This is a genomic window from Tabrizicola sp. T74 (genome assembly GCF_057219935.1).
The window spans coordinates 361169-378950 of record NZ_JBXVVT010000005.1 but is presented as its reverse complement, the minus strand read 5'-3'; the positions used below and the strand labels follow the sequence as shown (position 1 = coordinate 378950).

Genomic DNA, 17782 nt, shown 5'->3' with positions numbered 1-17782 from the left:
CGGCTACTCCAGGTTGGTATGGCGGGCGCGCATCGCCTGCGGGTCCACAGCCAGGCGGTCGCGCAAGGCGAGGACCAGCAACTCGAACGCAAGGTACTGCGCGCCTTCAAACAGCGATCCCATTGGCAGGACCGAGGTGGCAGCGGCCCCCTGGTCATTGGCCATGGTCTGCGCGGGGATCAGGAACACCCGGTCGGCAGCCCTTGGCGCGGACCCCTGGGCCTGCGCGGTGACACAGGCGATCCGCGCACCGGCCTTGCGCGCGACGCCGATCAGGCCGTCCACGGTCGAGAACCCTCCCGGCCCCGCGCTGACCACCAGCAGGTCTCCGGGCCCGACCGGAGGGCAGGACATGTCGCCCACCACATGCGCATCCAGCCCCATATGATAAAGCCGCATCGCCAGCGCCCGCATCATCAGCCCCTCGCGCCCGACGCCGTAGCAGACGACGCGCTTGGCCTGCGCGAGTTCGGTGACCATCCCCGCCAGCGCAGCGGGTTCGATGGCAGCGACCGCATCGCGGATTTCCGCTGCGGCGCGGGTTGCAAGGTCGGAAAGCGTCATGTGCCCACCCTGGACTGCGCGGCCTTCGGCAGGGCCGCGACGGCAGCCTGATCCAGAAGCCCGACTTCGTCCAGCAGGTCCAGCACGGTATAGCGGCTGCGCAGGAAGCGGGCTTTCAGGATCGTGCGGTAGAGGTAAGCGGTGTCGACGCCGATGTCCGCCGCCTCGACCGGCGCACCGGCGCGGGCCAGGTGCTGCGCCATGCGGTCCGCTGTCCACAGGCGGGAGCGCAGGCGGGCGGACAGGTCGGGCCAGACGCCGCGCAGCCGGGTCAGCCGGGCCTGCAGCTCCGCGCCGTCGATATGCTTGGCGCGCGTCTCGACGATAGCGCGCTCGGCTATCTCTCCGGGGCCGAAGCGGTCGCGGATCTCGGCCTCCTTGGCGGCCAGGCTCGGCGCCTCGGCGGCCCGGCGGGAGGGGTCAAGCGTGGACAGGTCGCGCGACAGAAGCCAGTCGTACATCCGCAGCGCCGTCATGGTGCCCACGGCCACACAGGCCCCATGGCTGACCCTTTCGCCGCCGTGGTGCAGGTCGTCCATCTCCCACAGATGCGCGATCTGGTGGTCGGCGCCCGACGCAGGGCGCGAAGACCCATGCGCTTCCATCGCCAGGCCGACCAGCGTCAGGCCCAGGAACAGGCCTTCCACGGCGCCCCGGTCGCCCGCCGCGATCCGGTCGGGCTGCGACAGCCAGCCTTCCAGTCCCCCCTGCACCATCGGCCAGGCGACCGCGTCGATGGCCTCGATCCCCAGCGCGTCCGCAATCATCCAGTCGCCCCCAGCCGGAACCTTCCCCGCCAGGTCGCCATAGCCCCAGCCGGTCATCTCGGGCGGAGCGGCGGCGATCACGTCCAGGTCGGCCAGCAGCACCTTCGCCGGACGGCAGGGAATGGTGATCTTGAACCCCTTGTCCGACAGCGGAGCCCCGGCCGAAGTGTATCCATCCATGCTGGCCGCCGTCGCCACGCACATGTAGGGGATGCCCAACCCGAAGGCCGCGTGCTTGACCACGTCGTTCATCACGCCGGACCCGATGGCGATGGGCGTCTCGCCCGGGCGCAACACCGCGCGCAGGCTGTTCGCCAGATCAACCGTGGGCTTCGGACGGGGCTTTGCCGGGATGACATGGCGTCGAACGGAGATGCCTGCAGCGGTCAGCGCCGCCTCGACGCCAGCGCCAGCAGCACCCCAGCCACGTTCATCCGCCATCAGCACCGCCGGCCCTTTGAAGTGCCGCGCAAACAAAGCCCCGGCCTCGGCCAACACGCCGCGCCCAATCATCACTTCGGCCACATTGGCCGACCGCGCCACGGCATCACGGATCAGATCGCCGCTCATGCCGCAACCCCGCCCGAGGCAAGCGTCCGCCCGTCCGCCGCAAAGTGGTGCTGGCGCTGCGGCGGCACGTCCAGCCCGATCACCGCGCCGTGGTCCAGCGTCGTGTCGCCCTCGGCCCGGACAACCAGCGTCTGCCCGCCCGCAAGGCGCACATACAGATAGGCGTCCCCGCCCAGCGTCTCGGTGATGGAAACGGTGGCCGAGAGCTGACCCTGACCTGCGGGCCGCAAGACCAGATGCTCGGGTCGGATGCCCAGCTTGACTGTCCCCGCGGGGGCCGCCCCCAGAGTCACGCCCTCGACCACCACCTGCCCCTCGCGCAGGTCAACCGGCAGGAAGTTCATCGCAGGCGCCCCGATGAAGCCCGCGACGAATTCGCTGGCGGGGCGGTTGTACAGATCCATCGGTGCGCCGACCTGTTCGATGCGGCCCGCGTTCAGCACCACGATCTTGTCGGCCATGGTCATCGCCTCGACCTGGTCGTGGGTGACGTAGATCATCGTGGCCTTCAGGTCGCGGTGCAGCGCCTCCAGCTCTACCCGCATCTGGACGCGGAGCTTCGCGTCGAGGTTGGACAGGGGCTCATCGAACAGGAACACCTTCGGCTCCTTGACGATGGCGCGTCCGATGGCCACCCGCTGGCGCTGGCCGCCGGACAGCTGGCTCGGCTTGCGGTCAAGGTAGGGTTCCAGCTGCAGGATGCGCGCAGCCTCGGCAATGCGGCGCTTGCGGTCGGCTTCGGGGAAGTTGTTGACCTTCATCCCGAAGTCCATGTTCTCACGCACGGTCATGTGCGGGTACAGAGCATAGGACTGGAACACCATCGCCACGTCACGGTCTGACGGAGCCGCGCGGGTCACGTCGCGGTCGCCGATGTGGACCGTGCCGCCAGAAATCTCCTCCAGCCCCGCAATGGATCGCAGAAGTGTGGACTTGCCACAGCCCGACGGGCCGACGAAGACCGCAAACTCGCCGTCCGCAATGGTCAGCGTCACCGAATGCAGCGCCTGTGCCGCGCCGTAGAACTTGTTCACGCCTGACAGCCTCACCTCGGCCATGGCGACCCCTTCTCCTGTGCCGTCCTGCCGCGAGAACGGTAAATTTTCCGGTTGACTCGTCCCGGTTTCGATACATTTATATGTGCAGCGTTACAAATGGAAGTCAACTCTGCAACGCTGAACCTTAGGGAGGTTACAATGAAACTCAAGTCGCATGTCAGCGCGATTGCGCTGGCGTCCGCGTCGCTTGCTGGCCTCGCCGGCGCGGCGCAGGCCTGGTCGCTGGAAGAAGCCGCCAAGCCCTATGCCGGGACCGAACTGGAAGTGCTGTTCCTGGACCGTCCGGGCTATAACGCCGCGATCCAGATGCTGCCGGAATTCGAGGCGGCGACCGGCATCAAGGTCAACTACACCACCGTGCCTTACGAAAACGCGCTGGGCGAACAGGTCCGCGACTTCGTGGCCGGGGGCGACCTCGACATCGCGCTGATCGACCTCGTCTGGATCGGCAACTTCGCCGAAAACGGCTGGCTGGTCCCGTCGGAAACCTTCATCAACAATCCTGACCTCGCCGACCCGGCGCTGGATATGGCCGACTTCTTCCCGCTGGTGCTGGATGCCTTCGGGTCGTGGAACGGGGTGAACTACGGCCTGCCGTTCGACAACTATTCGGGCCTGCTGTTCTACAACCGCTGCATGCTGGAAGCCGCCGGGTTCGACAAGCCTCCGGCCACCTGGCAAGAGGTGATGGACACCTATGGCCCGGCGCTGACCAAGGACGGCAAGTACGCCTATGCGCTGCAGTCCAAGCGCAACGAGACCCAGTCTGCCGACAGCTTCGCGCGCTTCCTCTGGCCCTTCGGCGGATCGTTCCTGAACGCCGAGTTCAAGTCGAACCTGCTGTCTGCGGAAAGCCAGGCGGGCCTGCAGTTCCGCCAGGACCTGATGAAGTTCATGCCCGAAGGCATCGTCGCCTATGACCATGCCGAGACGGTGAACGCCTTCGCCCAGGGCGACGTGGCGATGATCACCGAATGGTCGGCCTTCTATTCGACCGTGGTCAGCCCCGAGACCTCGAAAGTCGCGGACTGCGTTGAAATTGCTCCGGAACCGACTGGCCCCGCAGGCCGGAAACCGGCACTGGGCGGCTTCTCGCTGGCGGTTGCTTCGCAGGCCGACGAGGCTGAACAGGCGGCGGGCTGGCTTTTCATCCAGTGGGTGACCTCGGCCGCGAAGGCGGGTCAGTATCTGGAGATGGGCGGCGTCCCGGCGCGCAAGTCGGCCTATGCCGATCCGGCCTTGGCCGAGACGTTCAAGTTCATCCCGGCGCTGGTCGAAAGCTGGCAGGAAGGCGTGCCGGAGTTCCGTCCGCGCTTTGCCGAATGGCCCGCGATCACCGAGATCGTGCAGGAATGGGGCACCAAGATGATGCTGGGTGAAGTCAGCCTGGAAGAGGGTGCCAAGCAGATCGGCGAGAAGATGGAAGCCGTTCTGGCCGAAGCCGGCTACTACGACGGCAAGAAGCCTCTGGCCCAGTGATCGGGCTGATGTAAGCTCCTCCCAGGAGACGTGCCGCCAGGCACTGTAAGGCCCCCGTCCGCGTGGCGGGGGTCTGACTACCCGCAGACCGAATTCGAGGACCCGATGACCTTCCGCGTGCCCCGGCGCACTATCGCCGCCTTTCTCGGCCCCGCCGTCGCCGCGCTGGCCATCGTGGGCATCGCGCCGCTGCTCTACGCGGTCTGGAAAAGCCTGCACTATTTCAACCTGACCAAACTGGCGCAGCAGAGGTTCGTGGGGCTGGAAAACTACTGGGCCGTCCTGACCGACCCGGTCTTCTGGCAGGCGATGGGACGGACGGCGCTGTTGTTCATAATCGCCGTCCCGATCCAGATCGCGCTGGGCCTGCTGATCGCGCTGGTCCTGCACCGGCCTGGGCTCACGTTCTGGAAGACCCTGACCCGCCTCAGCCTCGTCCTGCCGATGGCCACCACCTATGCCGTGGTGGGCCTTCTGGCGCAGGTGATGCTGAACCAGAAATACGGCGTCATCAACCAGATGCTGGGCTGGATCGGCGTCGACGCGATCAATTTCATCGGTGACCCGACAAATGCATTCATTGCCGTGGTTCTATGGGACATCTGGCAATGGACCCCCTTCGTGGCCCTTGTCCTTCTCGCCGGGCTCTCCACTGTCCCGCCCGAGATCGAAGAGGCCGCGAAGCTGGAGACGAAGTCCAACTGGACAGTCCTGCGCCATGTGCAGCTGCCGTTCCTGATCCCCAGCCTTGTCGCGGTCCTGATCCTGCGCACCGCCGACACGCTGAAGCTCTTCGACATGCCCTTCACCATGACGCGCGGCGGCCCGGGGTCGGCGACCGAATTCATCGCCGTCCTGATCGAACGCGTCGGCAACCGGCAGTTCGACATCGGCATGGCTGCCGCGCAGTCGATCATCATGCTGGCGATCACCATCGTGCTGGCCCGCCTCTACATCCGCCTCTTCTACCGCGAGGTCCGCTGACATGGCCGCCCCCATCCAACGCCGCAGCCTGTGGGGCGAAGGCACGCTTCTCCTTCTCATCGGCCTATTCTGCGTCTTCCCGTTCTACTGGATGGTCACCACCAGCCTGAAGACCCAGGTCGTCGCGCTGGAGTCGCCCCCCGTCTGGTGGTTCACGCCCACGCTCGCCAACTACTGGGAGGTGCTCTTCGTCGACAAGGTCGGCCCGGCGCTGATCAACTCCATCATCGTCGCCGTCTGCACCACCGCGCTGGCCGTGGGCCTGGGCACCCCCGCCGCCTACGCACTGGCAAGGTTCGAGTTCCGCGGCAAGCAGGACCTCTGGTTCTGGTTCATCACCAACCGCTTCGTGTCGCCCGTCGTCCTCGCCTTCCCGGTCTTCCTGATCGCCCGCGAGATCGGCATCCGCGACACCCATCTGGCGCTGATCCTGATGTACCTGACCTTCACCCTGCCGATCGTGATCTGGATCTGCACCGACCAGTTCCGCGGCATCCCGAGGGAGCTTGACGAGGCCGCGATGCTGGAAGGCGCCAGCCAGTGGCGCATCTTCCGGTCGATCTGCCTGCCCTTGGCGATGCCCGGCGTCGCGGTCAGCTCGATCCTGTCGTTCATCTTCTCGTGGAACGAGCTTCTCTTCGCCTACATCCTGGCACCCAAGGCCGCCAAGACCGCGCCCGCGATGGCGGTGACCTTCATGGAAGGCTACGACGTGCCTTACGGAAAGATCATGGCCACCTCGACGCTGATCGTCGTCCCCGTCTTGATCTTTGCGCTGCTGGCGTCGAAACACCTGGTCCGGGGCCTGACGATGGGGGCCGTGAAGTAGGGCATCCATGGCGCGCGCACCAAAGCTTCCGCAGATCGACACCGAGGAGCGGTTCCTGGCGCAGGTCGCCTGGGCCTACCATGTCGAGGGGCTGACGCAGGAAAAGGTTGCCGAGAAACTGGGCGCAACCCGTCTGCGGGTGAACAAGGCCCTGTCCGAGGCGACAGCGCGGGGCCTTGTCCGGATCACCTTCAACACCGCCTTCGCGGCTTGTGCGGAACTTGAGGCCGCCCTTCGTGCCCGCTTCAACCTGCGCCAGGCCTATGTCGCACCTGCGCCGATGGAGCCGCGCGATGTCCAGACCATCACCGGCGCGGCCTTGGGGAACCTTCTGTCCGAGGTCCTCGCCGACCCCAAGGTGCGGCTCTTCGGCATGTCCTGGGGCGGCACGCTGAACATCGCCACCCGCTTCGTCGCCGCGATGGAACGGCCTGACCTTGAGGTCATCAGCGTGATGGGTGGCCTGACGCGCGGGTCGGATCTGAACAGCTTCGAGATCACCACGCGTCTTGCCGACCTGCTTGGCGCGCAGCACAGCTATTTCACCGCGCCGCTTTATGCCGGCAGCCGGGAAAGCCGCGACACGATCATGCAGCTCGACGTGTTCCGCGAGGTGCTGGAGAAGCTCCGCAGCGTGGATGCGCTGGCGATGGCGGCGGGGGACATTTCGAAGAACTCGCTTCTCATGCGCGACGGCTTGCCGGGTGATGTCACGATGGAGGAGCTGACGGCGCTTGGGGCGGTGGGCGACGTGCTGGGCGTGGTGATCGACGCCGAGGGGCAGCCCATCGCGCACCCGATCAACGAGCGCGTCATCGGGATCGGGCTGAATGACCTGAGCGGCATCCCGAACGTCATCCTCGCCGCCGGGGGGCCGCACAAGGTGGCCGTGGTCCGCGCCGTGCTGAAGCGGCAAGTGGTGAACACGCTCGTCACCGACGAAACCACCGCCCGTGCCCTGTTGGAGCGGGCCTGATGCATATCGGCATCGACCTTGGCACCTCCGGCATCAAGGCGGTGCTGATCGAGGACCTGAGCCGCGTGATCGCCGTGGCCAGCGAGCCTGTGGCGGTCAGCCGTCCGAAGGTTGGCTACAGCGAACAGGACGCAGACCTCTGGGTCTCGACCGTCCTGACTTGCCTTGACCGGCTGGCCGCCGAAGCCCCGCGCGAGATGGCGTCGGTTCGGGGCATCGGCCTCTCCGGCCAGATGCTGTGTGCTCTGATCCTGGACGAAAACCTCAAGCCCCTGCGTCCGGCGATGCTGTGGAACGACCAGCGCGCCCTGGCCGAATGCGCCGAGCTTCTGGCCGCCGTCCCCGACATCGGACGCCGCACCAACGGCACACCCGACCCCGGGATCACCGCGCCGAAACTGATGTGGCTCAGGAAGCACGAGCCGGCCCTGATGGACCGCGCGCGGATGCTGATGCTGACCAAGGACTATGTGCGGCTGGCCCTGACCGGAGAGGTCGCCTCGGAACCCTCTGACGCCGGTGGGACGCAGCTTATGGACGTCGCCACCGGCACCTGGGACGCGGACCTCTGCCGCGCCGTGGGCTGGGATCCGGCCCATCTTCCCCCAGTCCTGGACAGCTGGGCCGAGGCTGGGCGGCTGAAGCCCGACCTTCTGCAGCGCTGGGGGATGAGCGGGCCGGTTGCTGTCGCGGCAGGGGCAGGGGACAACATGGGGTCGACCCTCGGCGCGGGCGGCGCGCGACCGGGGGATGCGGTCCTGACTATCGGCACCTCGGGCGTGGCCTGCATCGTGGATTCGACCTTCCACCCCGGACCGGAGCGGGCGATCCTGACCTCGGCCCATGTGGTGCCGGATGTCTTCCTGTCGATGGGCGTCGTCATGTCGGCCACGGCAAGCCTTGACTGGGTTGGCCAGATGACCGGCCGCCGCGTTCCCGACCTCGACGCAGAAGCCACCGCCTTTGCCGCAACCGGCATCGAGACCGCGCCCGTCTTCCTGCCCTGTCTGACCGGCATCCGCACGCCGCTGAACCGCCCCGACATGACGGGCCGGATCACCGGCCTCCACCCCGGCGTGACGCCTGCGATGCTGGCCTATGCGACGATGGAGGGCGTGGCCTTCCAGTTCGCCGATTGCGTCGCGGCACAACAGGAGGTCGGGGTCCGGCCCGAACGCTTTACCGTCGTCGGCGGCGGCACCCGCAGCGCGCTGTGGCTGCGGCTTCTGGCCACGGCGCTGGACCGGCCGGTCAGCCTGATCGACGGCGCCGACATGGCTGGCCCGCGCGGGGCAGCGACGCTGGCGGCGGTTGCTGCGGGCGGGCCGGTCGGCCTTTTGTCCGCGCCCATCGCGCCGACCCGGATGATCGCACCCGATCCGGCGCTCGCCGGGCCGATTGCCACCCGCCGCGCCACTGCCACACGCCTTGCGCGGGATTGAGGGGCAACGACCGGGTTGCTAGGCTGGTCCGATCCCGCAAGTAACGGACCGCCCGATGACCCAGAAACCCCGCGCCCGCGACCTTGGCCTGCCGTTCCCCGGCACCCCCGGCCCGTTCAACGCCATCACCGATGTGCCGGGCGTCCAGGTGGGCTTCTCCACCCTCACCGATCCTGCCCGCAAGATGCGGACCGGCGTCACCGCGATCCTGCCGCGCCCCGACACTGGCAGCCCGCAGCCGGTCTGGGCCGGGTTTCACGCGCTGAACGGCAACGGCGAGATGACGGGCGTGCACTGGGTCAATGATGCCGGGTACTTTCTGGGGCCGATCCTCATCACCAACACCCACGGCATCGGCGCCTGCCATCACGGCGCCGTCGAATGGATGATCCGCACCTACGACATCCACTTCCGCGACCGCCACGCCTGGGCGATGCCGATCGTCGCCGAAACCTACGACGGCATCCTGAACGACATCAACGCGCTGCACGTGAAGCCGGAACATGCCATAGCGGCGCTGGACGCCGCCGCCTCCGGCCCCGTCGCCGAAGGCTCGGTCGGCGGAGGCAATGGCATGATCGCCTACCAGTTCAAGGGCGGCACCGGCACCGCCTCGCGTCGGGTCAGCATCGGCGGCGCGACCTACACCGTCGCCGCGCTGGTCCAGGCAAACTACGGCATACGCGACTGGTTCACCGTGCTGGGCGTGCCGGTCGGCCAGGCGATGCCGCTGGCCCGGCCCTTCCGCCAGCCTCCAAAGGAAACCGGCTCGATCATCGTGATCCTTGCCACCGACGCCCCCCTGTCCGACGCGCTTCTGCGGAACCTCGCCAAACGCGCGGCCCTTGGCATCTCCCGCTCCGGCTCGCCCGGCGGCAATTCCTCGGGCGACATCTTCCTCGCCTTCTCGGTCGCGGACCCGATGCCCGAGCCGCAACAGCTCGGCCCTATCGTCACGCGCCACAGTCTGAACTGGGAGGAGATGAACCCGGTCTACGAAGCCGCCGTCCAGGCCGTCGACGAAAGCGTCATCAACGCCATCGTCCAGGGCGAGGACGTGCCATGCGTCAAGCCCGAAGGCGAGGTCTGCCCCGGCATCGACACCGAAGACCTGCGCCGGATAATGGCTCTGCACTTGCGCCTGTCCGAAAGCACCTAGCCTTCCGCGCTGCCCTGACTGTCATGAAACCTTCACTGGACCGGTTCTGACAGTTCCAGTATTCCGGAAATATGGATAACTCAGCCGCCATCCACGCCTTCGCGACTCTCGGCCATCCCGACCGGCTGGCCGTCTTCCGCCTCTTGATGCGCTTTGCCCCGCAAGGCGTGCGCCCGACCGAAATCGCCCAGGCGCTGGGCCTGAAGCAGAACACCCTGTCGCATCACCTGGCCGACCTGACCGCCTCGGGCCTGGTGCAGGTCACCCGGGCCGGCCGGTCGCTCTACTACGCGGTCGACCTCGACACGACGGAACACCTGATCGGCTATCTCGCGCTGGATGTGGGCCGCGCCCGTCCCGACCTGCTTGCCCCCTTGCAAACCACCCGAAAGGAAACCGCCCAAATGGACCGGACCATTCCCGACACCGATTTCGACGTGCTGTTCATCTGCTCGGGCAACTCGGCCCGGTCGATCTTTGCCGAGGCGCTGCTGCGCGACCTGGGCCGCGGCAAGTTCCAGGCCTTCTCGGCCGGATACAACCCGAACAGCGCGCTGAACCCCTTCGCGGTCGAGATCCTGCAGCGCAACGGCCACGATACTTCCACCTTGCGATCCAAGCACATCTCCGAGTTCCAGAAACCCGGTGCCATCGTGATGGATTTCGTCTTCACCGTCTGCGACACCTCGGCGGCCGAGGAATGCCCGCCCTGGCCCGGTCAGCCGATCACCGGCCACTGGGGCCTGCCGGACCCGGTCAAGGCCACCGGGACCGACGCCGAAAAGGCGCTGGTCTTCGCCCAGACCTACGCCGCCCTGCGCCGCCGGATCGCGGCCTTTGTGGAACTGCCGTTCGAAAGCCTCAGCCGCCTGTCCCTGCAATCCCGTGTCGATGCCATAGGCTTTGACACCCCGGCAAAGGCCTGACCCGATGACCCACATCGCCCTGAACGGCCTTGGCCGCATCGGAAAGCTTGCCCTCCGCGACCTGATCGACAGCGGCGCGGGCGGTGAAATCGTGCTCTTGAACGACCCCGTCGGCGATGCCGAACAGCATGCCCTGCTGATGGAGTTCGACAGCGTCCATGGCCGCTGGCGCACGCCGGTAAGCGCTGCCAAGGGCGCGCTGGTGCTGGACGGGAAGACCATACGCCTGACGCATGAAAAGACCATCGAGGCGCTTCCGCTGGCCGCTCTTGGCGTTGACCTCGTCATCGATTGCACCGGAGTCTTCAAGACCGGCGCCAAGGTTGCACCCTACTATGCGGCGGGGGTGAAGAAGGTCGTCGTCAGCGCTCCGGTCAAGGACGGCGGCGCGCTGAATCTGGTCTACGGGGTGAACCATCACCTCTACGACGGCTCGCAGGCGCTGGTCACCGCGGCAAGCTGCACGACGAATTGCCTGGCCCCGGTGGTTAAGGTGATCCACGAAAACCTTGGCATCCGCCACGGCTCGATCACCACGATTCATGACGTGACCAACACGCAGACGATTGTCGACCGCCCGGCCAAGGACATGCGTCGGGCACGGTCGGCGCTGATGAACCTGATCCCGACGACGACGGGCTCGGCCACCGCGATCACCCTGATCTACCCGGAACTCAAGGGCCGCCTGAACGGCCATGCCGTGCGGGTGCCGCTCTTGAACGCCTCGCTGACCGATTGCGTGTTCGAAGTTGAACGGGCGACCACGGCGGAAGAGGTCAACGCGCTTTTCAAGGCCGCAGCGGAGGGCCCGCTGAAGGGCATTCTGGGGTATGAGGCGCGGCCGCTGGTGTCCTGCGATTTCACCAATGACCCCCGGTCCTCGATCATCGACGCACAGTCCACCATGGTCATCAACGGGACACAGGTGAAGATCTACGCCTGGTATGACAACGAATGGGGCTATGCCTGCCGCCTGGCCGACATTGCGCGGATGGTGGCGGGGTCACTGTGACGGCTGCCAACCCCCTGCGGGCCTATGCTGCCGTCACGGCGGCCTACTGGGCCTTCATGCTGTCGGACGGCGCGCTGCGGATGCTGGTGCTGTTGCATTTCAACAGCCTGGGCTTCACGCCGGTCCAGCTGGCCTGGCTGTTCCTCTTGTACGAAGTCGCCGGGATCGTAACCAACCTTGCCGCAGGCTGGCTGGCTGCGCGCTTCGGGCTGGCGGCGACGCTTTACGGCGGGCTTGCCCTGCAGATCGGGGCGCTGGTGGTGCTGGCGCAGCTTGATCCCGCATGGGGAATTGCCGCCTCGGTCGCCTTCGTGATGGCAGTGCAGGGGGTGTCGGGCGTGGCCAAGGACCTGGCCAAGATGTCCTCGAAATCGGCGGTCAAGCTCTTGGCCCCGCAGGACGGCGGTGGCCTCTTCCGCTGGGTGGCGGTGCTGACCGGCTCGAAGAACGCAGTGAAGGGATTGGGCTTCTTCCTTGGGGCAGCACTTCTGGCGCTGGCGGGTTTTCAGGCGGCGGTCTGGGGCATGGCCGGGGTGCTGGCAGTGATCCTGATCGCCGTGGTGCTGTTCCTGCCTGCGGGACTGCCGGGGCGGATGAAGGCGGACGAAGCCTGGGGCGGCTGGCGCTCGCAGGACGAGCGGGTCAATCGGCTCAGCCTTGCGCGACTTTTCCTCTTCGGCGCGCGGGATGTCTGGTTCGTCGTGGGTATCCCGGTCTATTTCCAGGCCGTCCTGTCGGATGGCACGCCGGAGGGTCGGCGCGAGGCCTTCTTCATGATCGGCGGCTTCCTGGCGCTGTGGATCATCGCTTATGGCGCCGTGCAGGCGCTCGCCCCGCGCATACTTGGTGCGAAGGCGCAGCCCGAGGCCGAGACGGTGCGGAAGGCCGTGTTCTGGGCCGGGCTTCTGGTGCCGATCCCGTTCCTGCTGGCCGGCGCTGCTTGGGCGGCAGGCGGGCCCGCGACCTGGCTGACGGCAACACTGATCCTGGGCCTCCTCCTCTTCGGCTTTGTCTTCGCGGTCAATTCCTCGGTGCATTCCTACCTGATCCTTGCCTTCGGATCGGCTGACCGGATCACCCGCGACGTAGGTTTCTACTACATGGCCAATGCCGCCGGGCGGCTGATCGGAACGCTCCTCTCCGGCCTCAGCTACCAGATCGGCGGGCTGGCTCTTTGCCTCTCCACCGCAGGTCTCATGGCGCTCGCCAGTTGGATTGCGGCACGACGGTTGGTTGGCTGACGCGGGGCCGTCCTATCCCGCGACCTGAACCCCGGTGCCCCAGTCCCGGCATTTCCGCATCAGCTCCTCGGGCAGGGGCTGGTCGGTGAACAGCGTGGTGATCTCGGACAACGACGCCAGTCGGGCCGGGGCAGAGCGGTCGATCTTGGAATGGTCGGCCACCAGATGCACCTTGCGCGACTGCTGGATGATCGCCTTCGACACCCGCACCTCGGCCAGGTCGAAGTCCAGCAGGTCCCCGTCCCGGTCCAGCGCCGAGACGCCGATCACCGCATAGTCGACCTTGAACTGCTCGAAGAACTGGGTGGTCAGCTCCCCCACCAGCCCCCCGTCCGTCCGCCGCAAGGCACCGCCCGCGACCACGATCTCGCACCCGGGGTTCGCCACCAGGATATTCGCCACGTTCATGTTGTTGGTGATGACGGTGATGTTGCGATGCGTCAGCAATTCCCGCGCCACCGCCTCGGTCGTGGTGCCAAGGTTCATGATCAGGCTGCAATTGTCCGGGATCGCCGCCGCGCAGGCCCGCGCGATGGCAGCCTTCGCGCCCTCGTTCATCTTCCGCCGCGCCTCGTAGCCGATATTAGCCACTCCGGTCCGCAGCACCGCCCCGCCATGCACCCGGTCCAGATGCCCCGCATCCGCCAGGTCCGAAAGATCGCGCCGGATCGTCTGCAGCGTCACGTCAAAGCGCTGCGCCAGGTCCTCGACCACCACCCGCCCCTCGGCCCGGGCGAGTTCCAGGATCTCGGTCTGCCGGAAGTTCAGCGCCACGGGTTCGGTTTCCTTCTGGGTCCGCGTTCCGGCTTTCTGCCACGGCTCTGTTGATCTGTCAGCGTTTTTCTTTTTTCGTATTTTTGCGAATGCAGCAAAACTCGCCGCAGTTGCACAGTCGCGCTTGCGCCGATGTTCGCTTTCTGAAAAAGCGCGTCGAAACGAAAATTTCCTGTTGACGGAATCGCAACACCCGGTCCAGCTATGCGCCGGGGGAGGAGCCCTAAGTGACAATCGAACGCGCAGGGGTCAGCGACCTCTTCATCATCGGTGGTGGGATCAATGGCTGCGGCATCGCCCGCGACGCCACCGGGCGTGGCCTGACCGTGACGCTCGCCGAACAAGGCGACCTGGCGCAGGGGACTTCCTCGGCCTCGACCAAGCTCTTCCACGGCGGGCTCCGCTATCTGGAATACTTCGAGTTCCGCCTGGTCCGCGAGGCGCTGGAGGAACGCGAGACCCTCCTCGTCGCCATGCCGCACATCAGCTGGCCGATGCGTTTCGTCCTGCCCCTGTCCCCGGACATGCGATTCGAATCCAACACGCCCACCTCGCGCCTTCTGGGCTGGGTCATGCCCTGGGCCAAGGGCCGCCGCCCCGACTGGCTGATCCGGCTTGGCCTTTACATGTACGACACGATGGGCGGCCGGAAGATCCTGCCTGCGACCCGCACGCTGGACCTCAGCCGTGATCCGGCGGGCAAGCCGCTGAAAGACAAGTTCCGCAAGGCCTTCGAATACTCCGACTGCTGGGTCGAGGATTCCCGCCTCGTCGCGCTGAACGCCCGCGATGCCGCGCAGCGGGGCGCGAAGATCATGACGCGCACCCGCGTGACCAGCGCCGAACGCCGCGACGGGCTCTGGCACGTCGCCACCCAGGGCCCGCATGGCACCGAGCACCACCGGGCCCGCGCGCTGGTCAATGCCGGCGGCCCCTGGGTCGAGGACGTGATCCGCAACGTCGCCCGCATCAACTCCAGCGAAGGCGTCCGCCTCGTCCGCGGCAGCCACATCGTGACGAAAAGGCTTTTCGACCACGACCGCTGCTACTTCTTCCAGGGCTCTGATGGCCGGATCATCTTTGCCATCCCGTACGAACAGGACTTCACCCTGATCGGCACCACGGACAAGGACCACACCGGAGCCCCGAAGGATGTCCACTGCACGGATGAGGAGCGCGACTACCTCCTCGCCTTCGCGTCGCAGTATTTCGCCAAGCCGGTGACGAAGGACGACGTGGTCTGGACCTATTCCGGTGTCCGCCCGCTGTACAACGACGGCGCCAAGTCGGCCACCGCGGCGACCCGTGACTACGTCCTCAGCCTTGACCAGACCGGCGCGCCGCTCCTGAACGTCTTCGGCGGCAAGATCACCACCTACCGCCGCCTGGCGGAATCCGCGCTGGCGAAGCTTGCACCCTTCTTCCCGCAGGCGAAACCGGCCTGGACGGCGCGTGTGGCCCTGCCGGGCGGCGATTTCCCGCATGACGGCGTGGCGGCCCTGATCGCCAGCCTCAAGGCCAAGCACCCGTTCCTGACCGACTACTGGGCTGCCCGCCTGGTCCGCGCCTATGGGACCGAGGCCGCGACGATCCTGGGCAATGCCACCAGCGCCGAGGCGCTTGGCCAGGACTTCGGCGCCACGCTGACCGAGGCCGAGGTGCGCTGGCTGATGACCCATGAATACGCGACTGCCGCCGCTGACGTGGTCTGGCGGCGCTCCAAGCTGGGGCTGCGGATGACCGCGGACCAGATCGAACGACTTGACCGCTTCATGGCCGATCAGGCCGGGGCGGACGCTGCGCGGGCCGTCAGCCCGGCGGCGGAATAGGGGGAACGGGATGACGCTGGAACTGCAGGGGGTCTCACGGTCGGTTGGAGGGCGGGTGCATATCCACCCCACCGACCTGACCCTGAAGAACGGGACGATGAACGTCCTTCTGGGCCCGACGCTCTCGGGCAAGACCAGCCTGATGCGGCTGATGGCGGGCCTCGACAAGCCGTCCTCGGGCCGCATCCTGTGGGAAGGCAAGGATGTCACCGGCGTCAAGGTGCAGGACCGCAAGGTGGCGATGGTCTACCAGCAGTTCATCAATTACCCGGGCCTCACGGTCTATGAAAACATCGCCTCGCCCCTGCGCCTGATGGGTCGCGCGTCCGCTGACATTGACAAGGCCGTCCGCCAGACCGCCGACATGCTGCGCTTGACGCCCATGCTGCAGCGCAAACCGCTGGAGCTTTCGGGCGGCCAGCAGCAGCGCTGCGCGCTCGCCCGCGCGCTGGTGAAAGGCGCTGGGCTGGTCCTTCTGGACGAACCGCTCGCCAACCTCGACTACAAGCTGCGCGAGGAGCTGCGCGTGGAAATCCCCCGCATCTTTGAGGCCAGTGGCGCGATCTTCGTCTATGCGACGACCGAACCGGAAGAGGCGCTCCTTCTCGGCGGCAACACCGCGACCCTGTGGGAGGGCCGGGTGACCCAGTTCGGGCCGACACCGACGGTGTACCGCCTGCCGGGTGACGCCCAGACCGCCCGCGTCTTCAGCGACCCGCCAATGAACTTCGTCCCTTGCCGGAAAGAGGCCGGCCGCCTGACCTTTGGCGAAAGCGCGCATGCGGCTGCGGAAGGTCCGACCCGCGACCTGCCTGATGGCACTTACACGGCGGGCTTCCGCGCGAACCATGTGACGCTCAACCGCCATTCCGGCGATGCGGTGGAATTCCGCTGCACGATCAGCGCGACCGAGATCACCGGGTCGGAAACCTTCCTGCACCTCGACCACGGGTCCGACCGCTGGGTCGGGCTGGTCCACGGCGTGCATCCGATGGCGGCGGGGACACAGGCCTCGGTCTACGTCGACCCGGCGCATGTGTACCTCTTCGATGAAACGGGACGCCTCGCCGCGCCCGCCCCTTATGCGATGGCGGCCTGACATGTCCCGGATCACGCTTTCCAAACTCGCCCACAGCTACAACCCGAACCCGACTTCGGACGCGGACTTTGCGCTGAAGGAAATGGACCACGTCTGGCAGGACGGCGGGGCCTATGCGCTCCTAGGTGCCTCGGGCTGCGGCAAGACCACTTTGCTCAACATCATCTCGGGGCTGGTGCGCCCCTCGCAGGGCCGCGTCCTGTTCGGCGATACCGACGTGACCGATGCCGAGACGACGGAAAGGAACATCGCCCAGGTGTTCCAGTTCCCCGTCGTCTACGACACGATGACCGTGCGCGACAACCTGGCCTTCCCGCTGCGCAACCGGGGGATGGATGCCGGTTACATCGCCAAGCGCGTCGATCAGATCGCCAGGATGATCGGCATGGAGGCCGACCTGAACCGCAAGGCTCGGGGCCTGACCGCCGACGCCAAGCAGAAGATCAGCCTTGGCCGCGGGATGGTGCGCGAGGACGTGAACGCGATCCTCTTCGACGAGCCGCTGACCGTCATCGACCCCCACATGAAGTGGGAACTGCGGACCCAGCTCAAGGACCTGCACCGTGAGTTCGGCCACACGATGATCTACGTCACCCACGACCAGACCGAGGCGTTGACCTTCGCGCAGAAGGTCGTGGTCATGCACGAAGGCCGCGTCGTCCAGATGGGCACGCCCGAGGAACTGTTCGAGACCCCCGCCCACACCTTCGTCGGCTATTTCATCGGCTCACCCGGCATGAACCTCTTCGACGCCGAGGTCTCGGGGTCGGTGGCCAAACTGGGCGGCGTCACCGTGCCCCTTGGAGCTGCCTATGGCGAAACCAAGGGCCGCACCCAGATCGGCATCCGCCCGGATTACGTGACGATCTCGGATGAAGGCGTCCCCGTTGCCGTGAAACGGGTCGAGGATGTGGGCCGCCACCGCATCGTCCGCGCGGAAATTGCCGGTCAGCCGCTGAACGCGATCCTGGCCGAGGGGCAGACCGTCCCCGCCGACCCCCGCGCGGCCTTCCCGCCCGCGAAGATCAACGTCTACGACAACGACTGGCGCGTCGCGCCGATGGGGGCCTGAC

The 17782-nt window shown here is 66.7% G+C and carries 16 protein-coding genes; 12 read left to right on the top strand and 4 right to left on the bottom strand.

Annotated features, from left to right (window positions below):
• Positions 1 to 3: 3 nt before the first annotated feature.
• The 3 genes from AC2EAL_RS16745 to AC2EAL_RS16735 are packed head-to-tail and all read right to left on the bottom strand — an operon-like array spanning position 4 to position 2959.
• On the bottom strand, positions 4 to 564 hold the full coding sequence (locus AC2EAL_RS16745) for an SIS domain-containing protein (RefSeq protein ID WP_484725367.1): 561 nt from the start codon (positions 562 to 564) through the stop codon (positions 4 to 6).
• Complete coding sequence (locus AC2EAL_RS16740; protein WP_484725366.1) at positions 561 to 1901, bottom strand: sn-glycerol-1-phosphate dehydrogenase; 1341 nt, start codon at positions 1899 to 1901, stop codon at positions 561 to 563. The genes AC2EAL_RS16745 and AC2EAL_RS16740 overlap by 4 nt, the downstream gene beginning before the upstream one ends.
• The gene (locus AC2EAL_RS16735; protein ID WP_484725365.1) at positions 1898 to 2959 is read right to left on the bottom strand and encodes an ABC transporter ATP-binding protein; all 1062 of its coding nucleotides are present in this window, start codon (positions 2957 to 2959) and stop codon (positions 1898 to 1900) included. The genes AC2EAL_RS16740 and AC2EAL_RS16735 overlap by 4 nt, the downstream gene beginning before the upstream one ends.
• 138 nt (positions 2960 to 3097) lie before the next feature.
• Between AC2EAL_RS16735 and AC2EAL_RS16730 the strand changes: the two genes are divergently transcribed.
• The 9 genes from AC2EAL_RS16730 to arsJ all read left to right on the top strand — a co-directional run bounded on the left by AC2EAL_RS16730 (position 3098) and on the right by arsJ (position 13007).
• Positions 3098 to 4438 carry an ABC transporter substrate-binding protein gene (locus tag AC2EAL_RS16730; protein WP_484725364.1) on the top strand — a complete coding sequence of 447 codons (1341 nt, stop codon included), beginning with the start codon at positions 3098 to 3100 and terminating at the stop codon, positions 4436 to 4438.
• 105 nt (positions 4439 to 4543) lie between these two features.
• Positions 4544 to 5422, top strand: a complete 879-nt coding sequence (locus AC2EAL_RS16725) for a carbohydrate ABC transporter permease (RefSeq protein ID WP_484725363.1) — start codon at positions 4544 to 4546, stop codon at positions 5420 to 5422.
• A 1-nt stretch (position 5423) separates the two neighbouring features.
• Positions 5424 to 6251: a carbohydrate ABC transporter permease gene (locus AC2EAL_RS16720; RefSeq protein ID WP_484725362.1), complete on the top strand. Its 828-nt coding sequence runs from the start codon at positions 5424 to 5426 to the stop codon at positions 6249 to 6251.
• Between the two features lie 7 nt (positions 6252 to 6258).
• On the top strand, positions 6259 to 7227 hold the full coding sequence (locus tag AC2EAL_RS16715; RefSeq protein WP_484725361.1) for a sugar-binding transcriptional regulator: 969 nt from the start codon (positions 6259 to 6261) through the stop codon (positions 7225 to 7227).
• On the top strand, positions 7227 to 8669 hold the full coding sequence (gene xylB, locus AC2EAL_RS16710) for a xylulokinase (protein ID WP_484725360.1): 1443 nt from the start codon (positions 7227 to 7229) through the stop codon (positions 8667 to 8669). The genes AC2EAL_RS16715 and xylB overlap by 1 nt, the downstream gene beginning before the upstream one ends.
• A gap of 55 nt (positions 8670 to 8724) precedes the next feature.
• Positions 8725 to 9828, top strand: a complete 1104-nt coding sequence (locus AC2EAL_RS16705) for a DmpA family aminopeptidase (RefSeq protein ID WP_484725359.1) — start codon at positions 8725 to 8727, stop codon at positions 9826 to 9828.
• 71 nt (positions 9829 to 9899) lie between these two features.
• Positions 9900 to 10754 (top strand): metalloregulator ArsR/SmtB family transcription factor, encoded by an 855-nt coding sequence (locus tag AC2EAL_RS16700; RefSeq protein ID WP_484725358.1) that lies wholly within the window; start codon positions 9900 to 9902, stop codon positions 10752 to 10754.
• A 4-nt stretch (positions 10755 to 10758) separates the two neighbouring features.
• Positions 10759 to 11766 (top strand): ArsJ-associated glyceraldehyde-3-phosphate dehydrogenase, encoded by a 1008-nt coding sequence (locus tag AC2EAL_RS16695; protein ID WP_484725357.1) that lies wholly within the window; start codon positions 10759 to 10761, stop codon positions 11764 to 11766.
• Positions 11709 to 13007, top strand: a complete 1299-nt coding sequence (arsJ, locus tag AC2EAL_RS16690) for an organoarsenical effux MFS transporter ArsJ (protein WP_484725356.1) — start codon at positions 11709 to 11711, stop codon at positions 13005 to 13007. The genes AC2EAL_RS16695 and arsJ overlap by 58 nt, the downstream gene beginning before the upstream one ends.
• Positions 13008 to 13019: 12 nt before the next feature.
• Here the strand turns inward: arsJ and AC2EAL_RS16685 are convergent, their stop codons facing one another.
• Positions 13020 to 13781 (bottom strand): DeoR/GlpR family DNA-binding transcription regulator, encoded by a 762-nt coding sequence (locus AC2EAL_RS16685; RefSeq protein ID WP_484725355.1) that lies wholly within the window; start codon positions 13779 to 13781, stop codon positions 13020 to 13022.
• Positions 13782 to 14008: 227 nt separating this feature from the next.
• Between AC2EAL_RS16685 and glpD the strand changes: the two genes are divergently transcribed.
• Genes glpD through AC2EAL_RS16670 form a run of 3 tightly spaced genes read left to right on the top strand, consistent with a single transcriptional unit; the run spans position 14009 to position 17781 of the window.
• Positions 14009 to 15610, top strand: coding sequence for a glycerol-3-phosphate dehydrogenase (gene glpD, locus AC2EAL_RS16680; RefSeq protein WP_484725354.1), 1602 nt, complete (start codon positions 14009 to 14011; stop codon positions 15608 to 15610).
• A 10-nt stretch (positions 15611 to 15620) separates the two neighbouring features.
• A complete protein-coding gene (locus tag AC2EAL_RS16675) occupies positions 15621 to 16709 on the top strand; it encodes an ABC transporter ATP-binding protein (protein ID WP_484725353.1) in 1089 nt (362 codons plus the stop codon).
• A 1-nt stretch (position 16710) separates the two neighbouring features.
• On the top strand, positions 16711 to 17781 hold the full coding sequence (locus AC2EAL_RS16670; RefSeq protein WP_484725352.1) for an ABC transporter ATP-binding protein: 1071 nt from the start codon (positions 16711 to 16713) through the stop codon (positions 17779 to 17781).
• Position 17782: the final 1 nt, after the last annotated feature.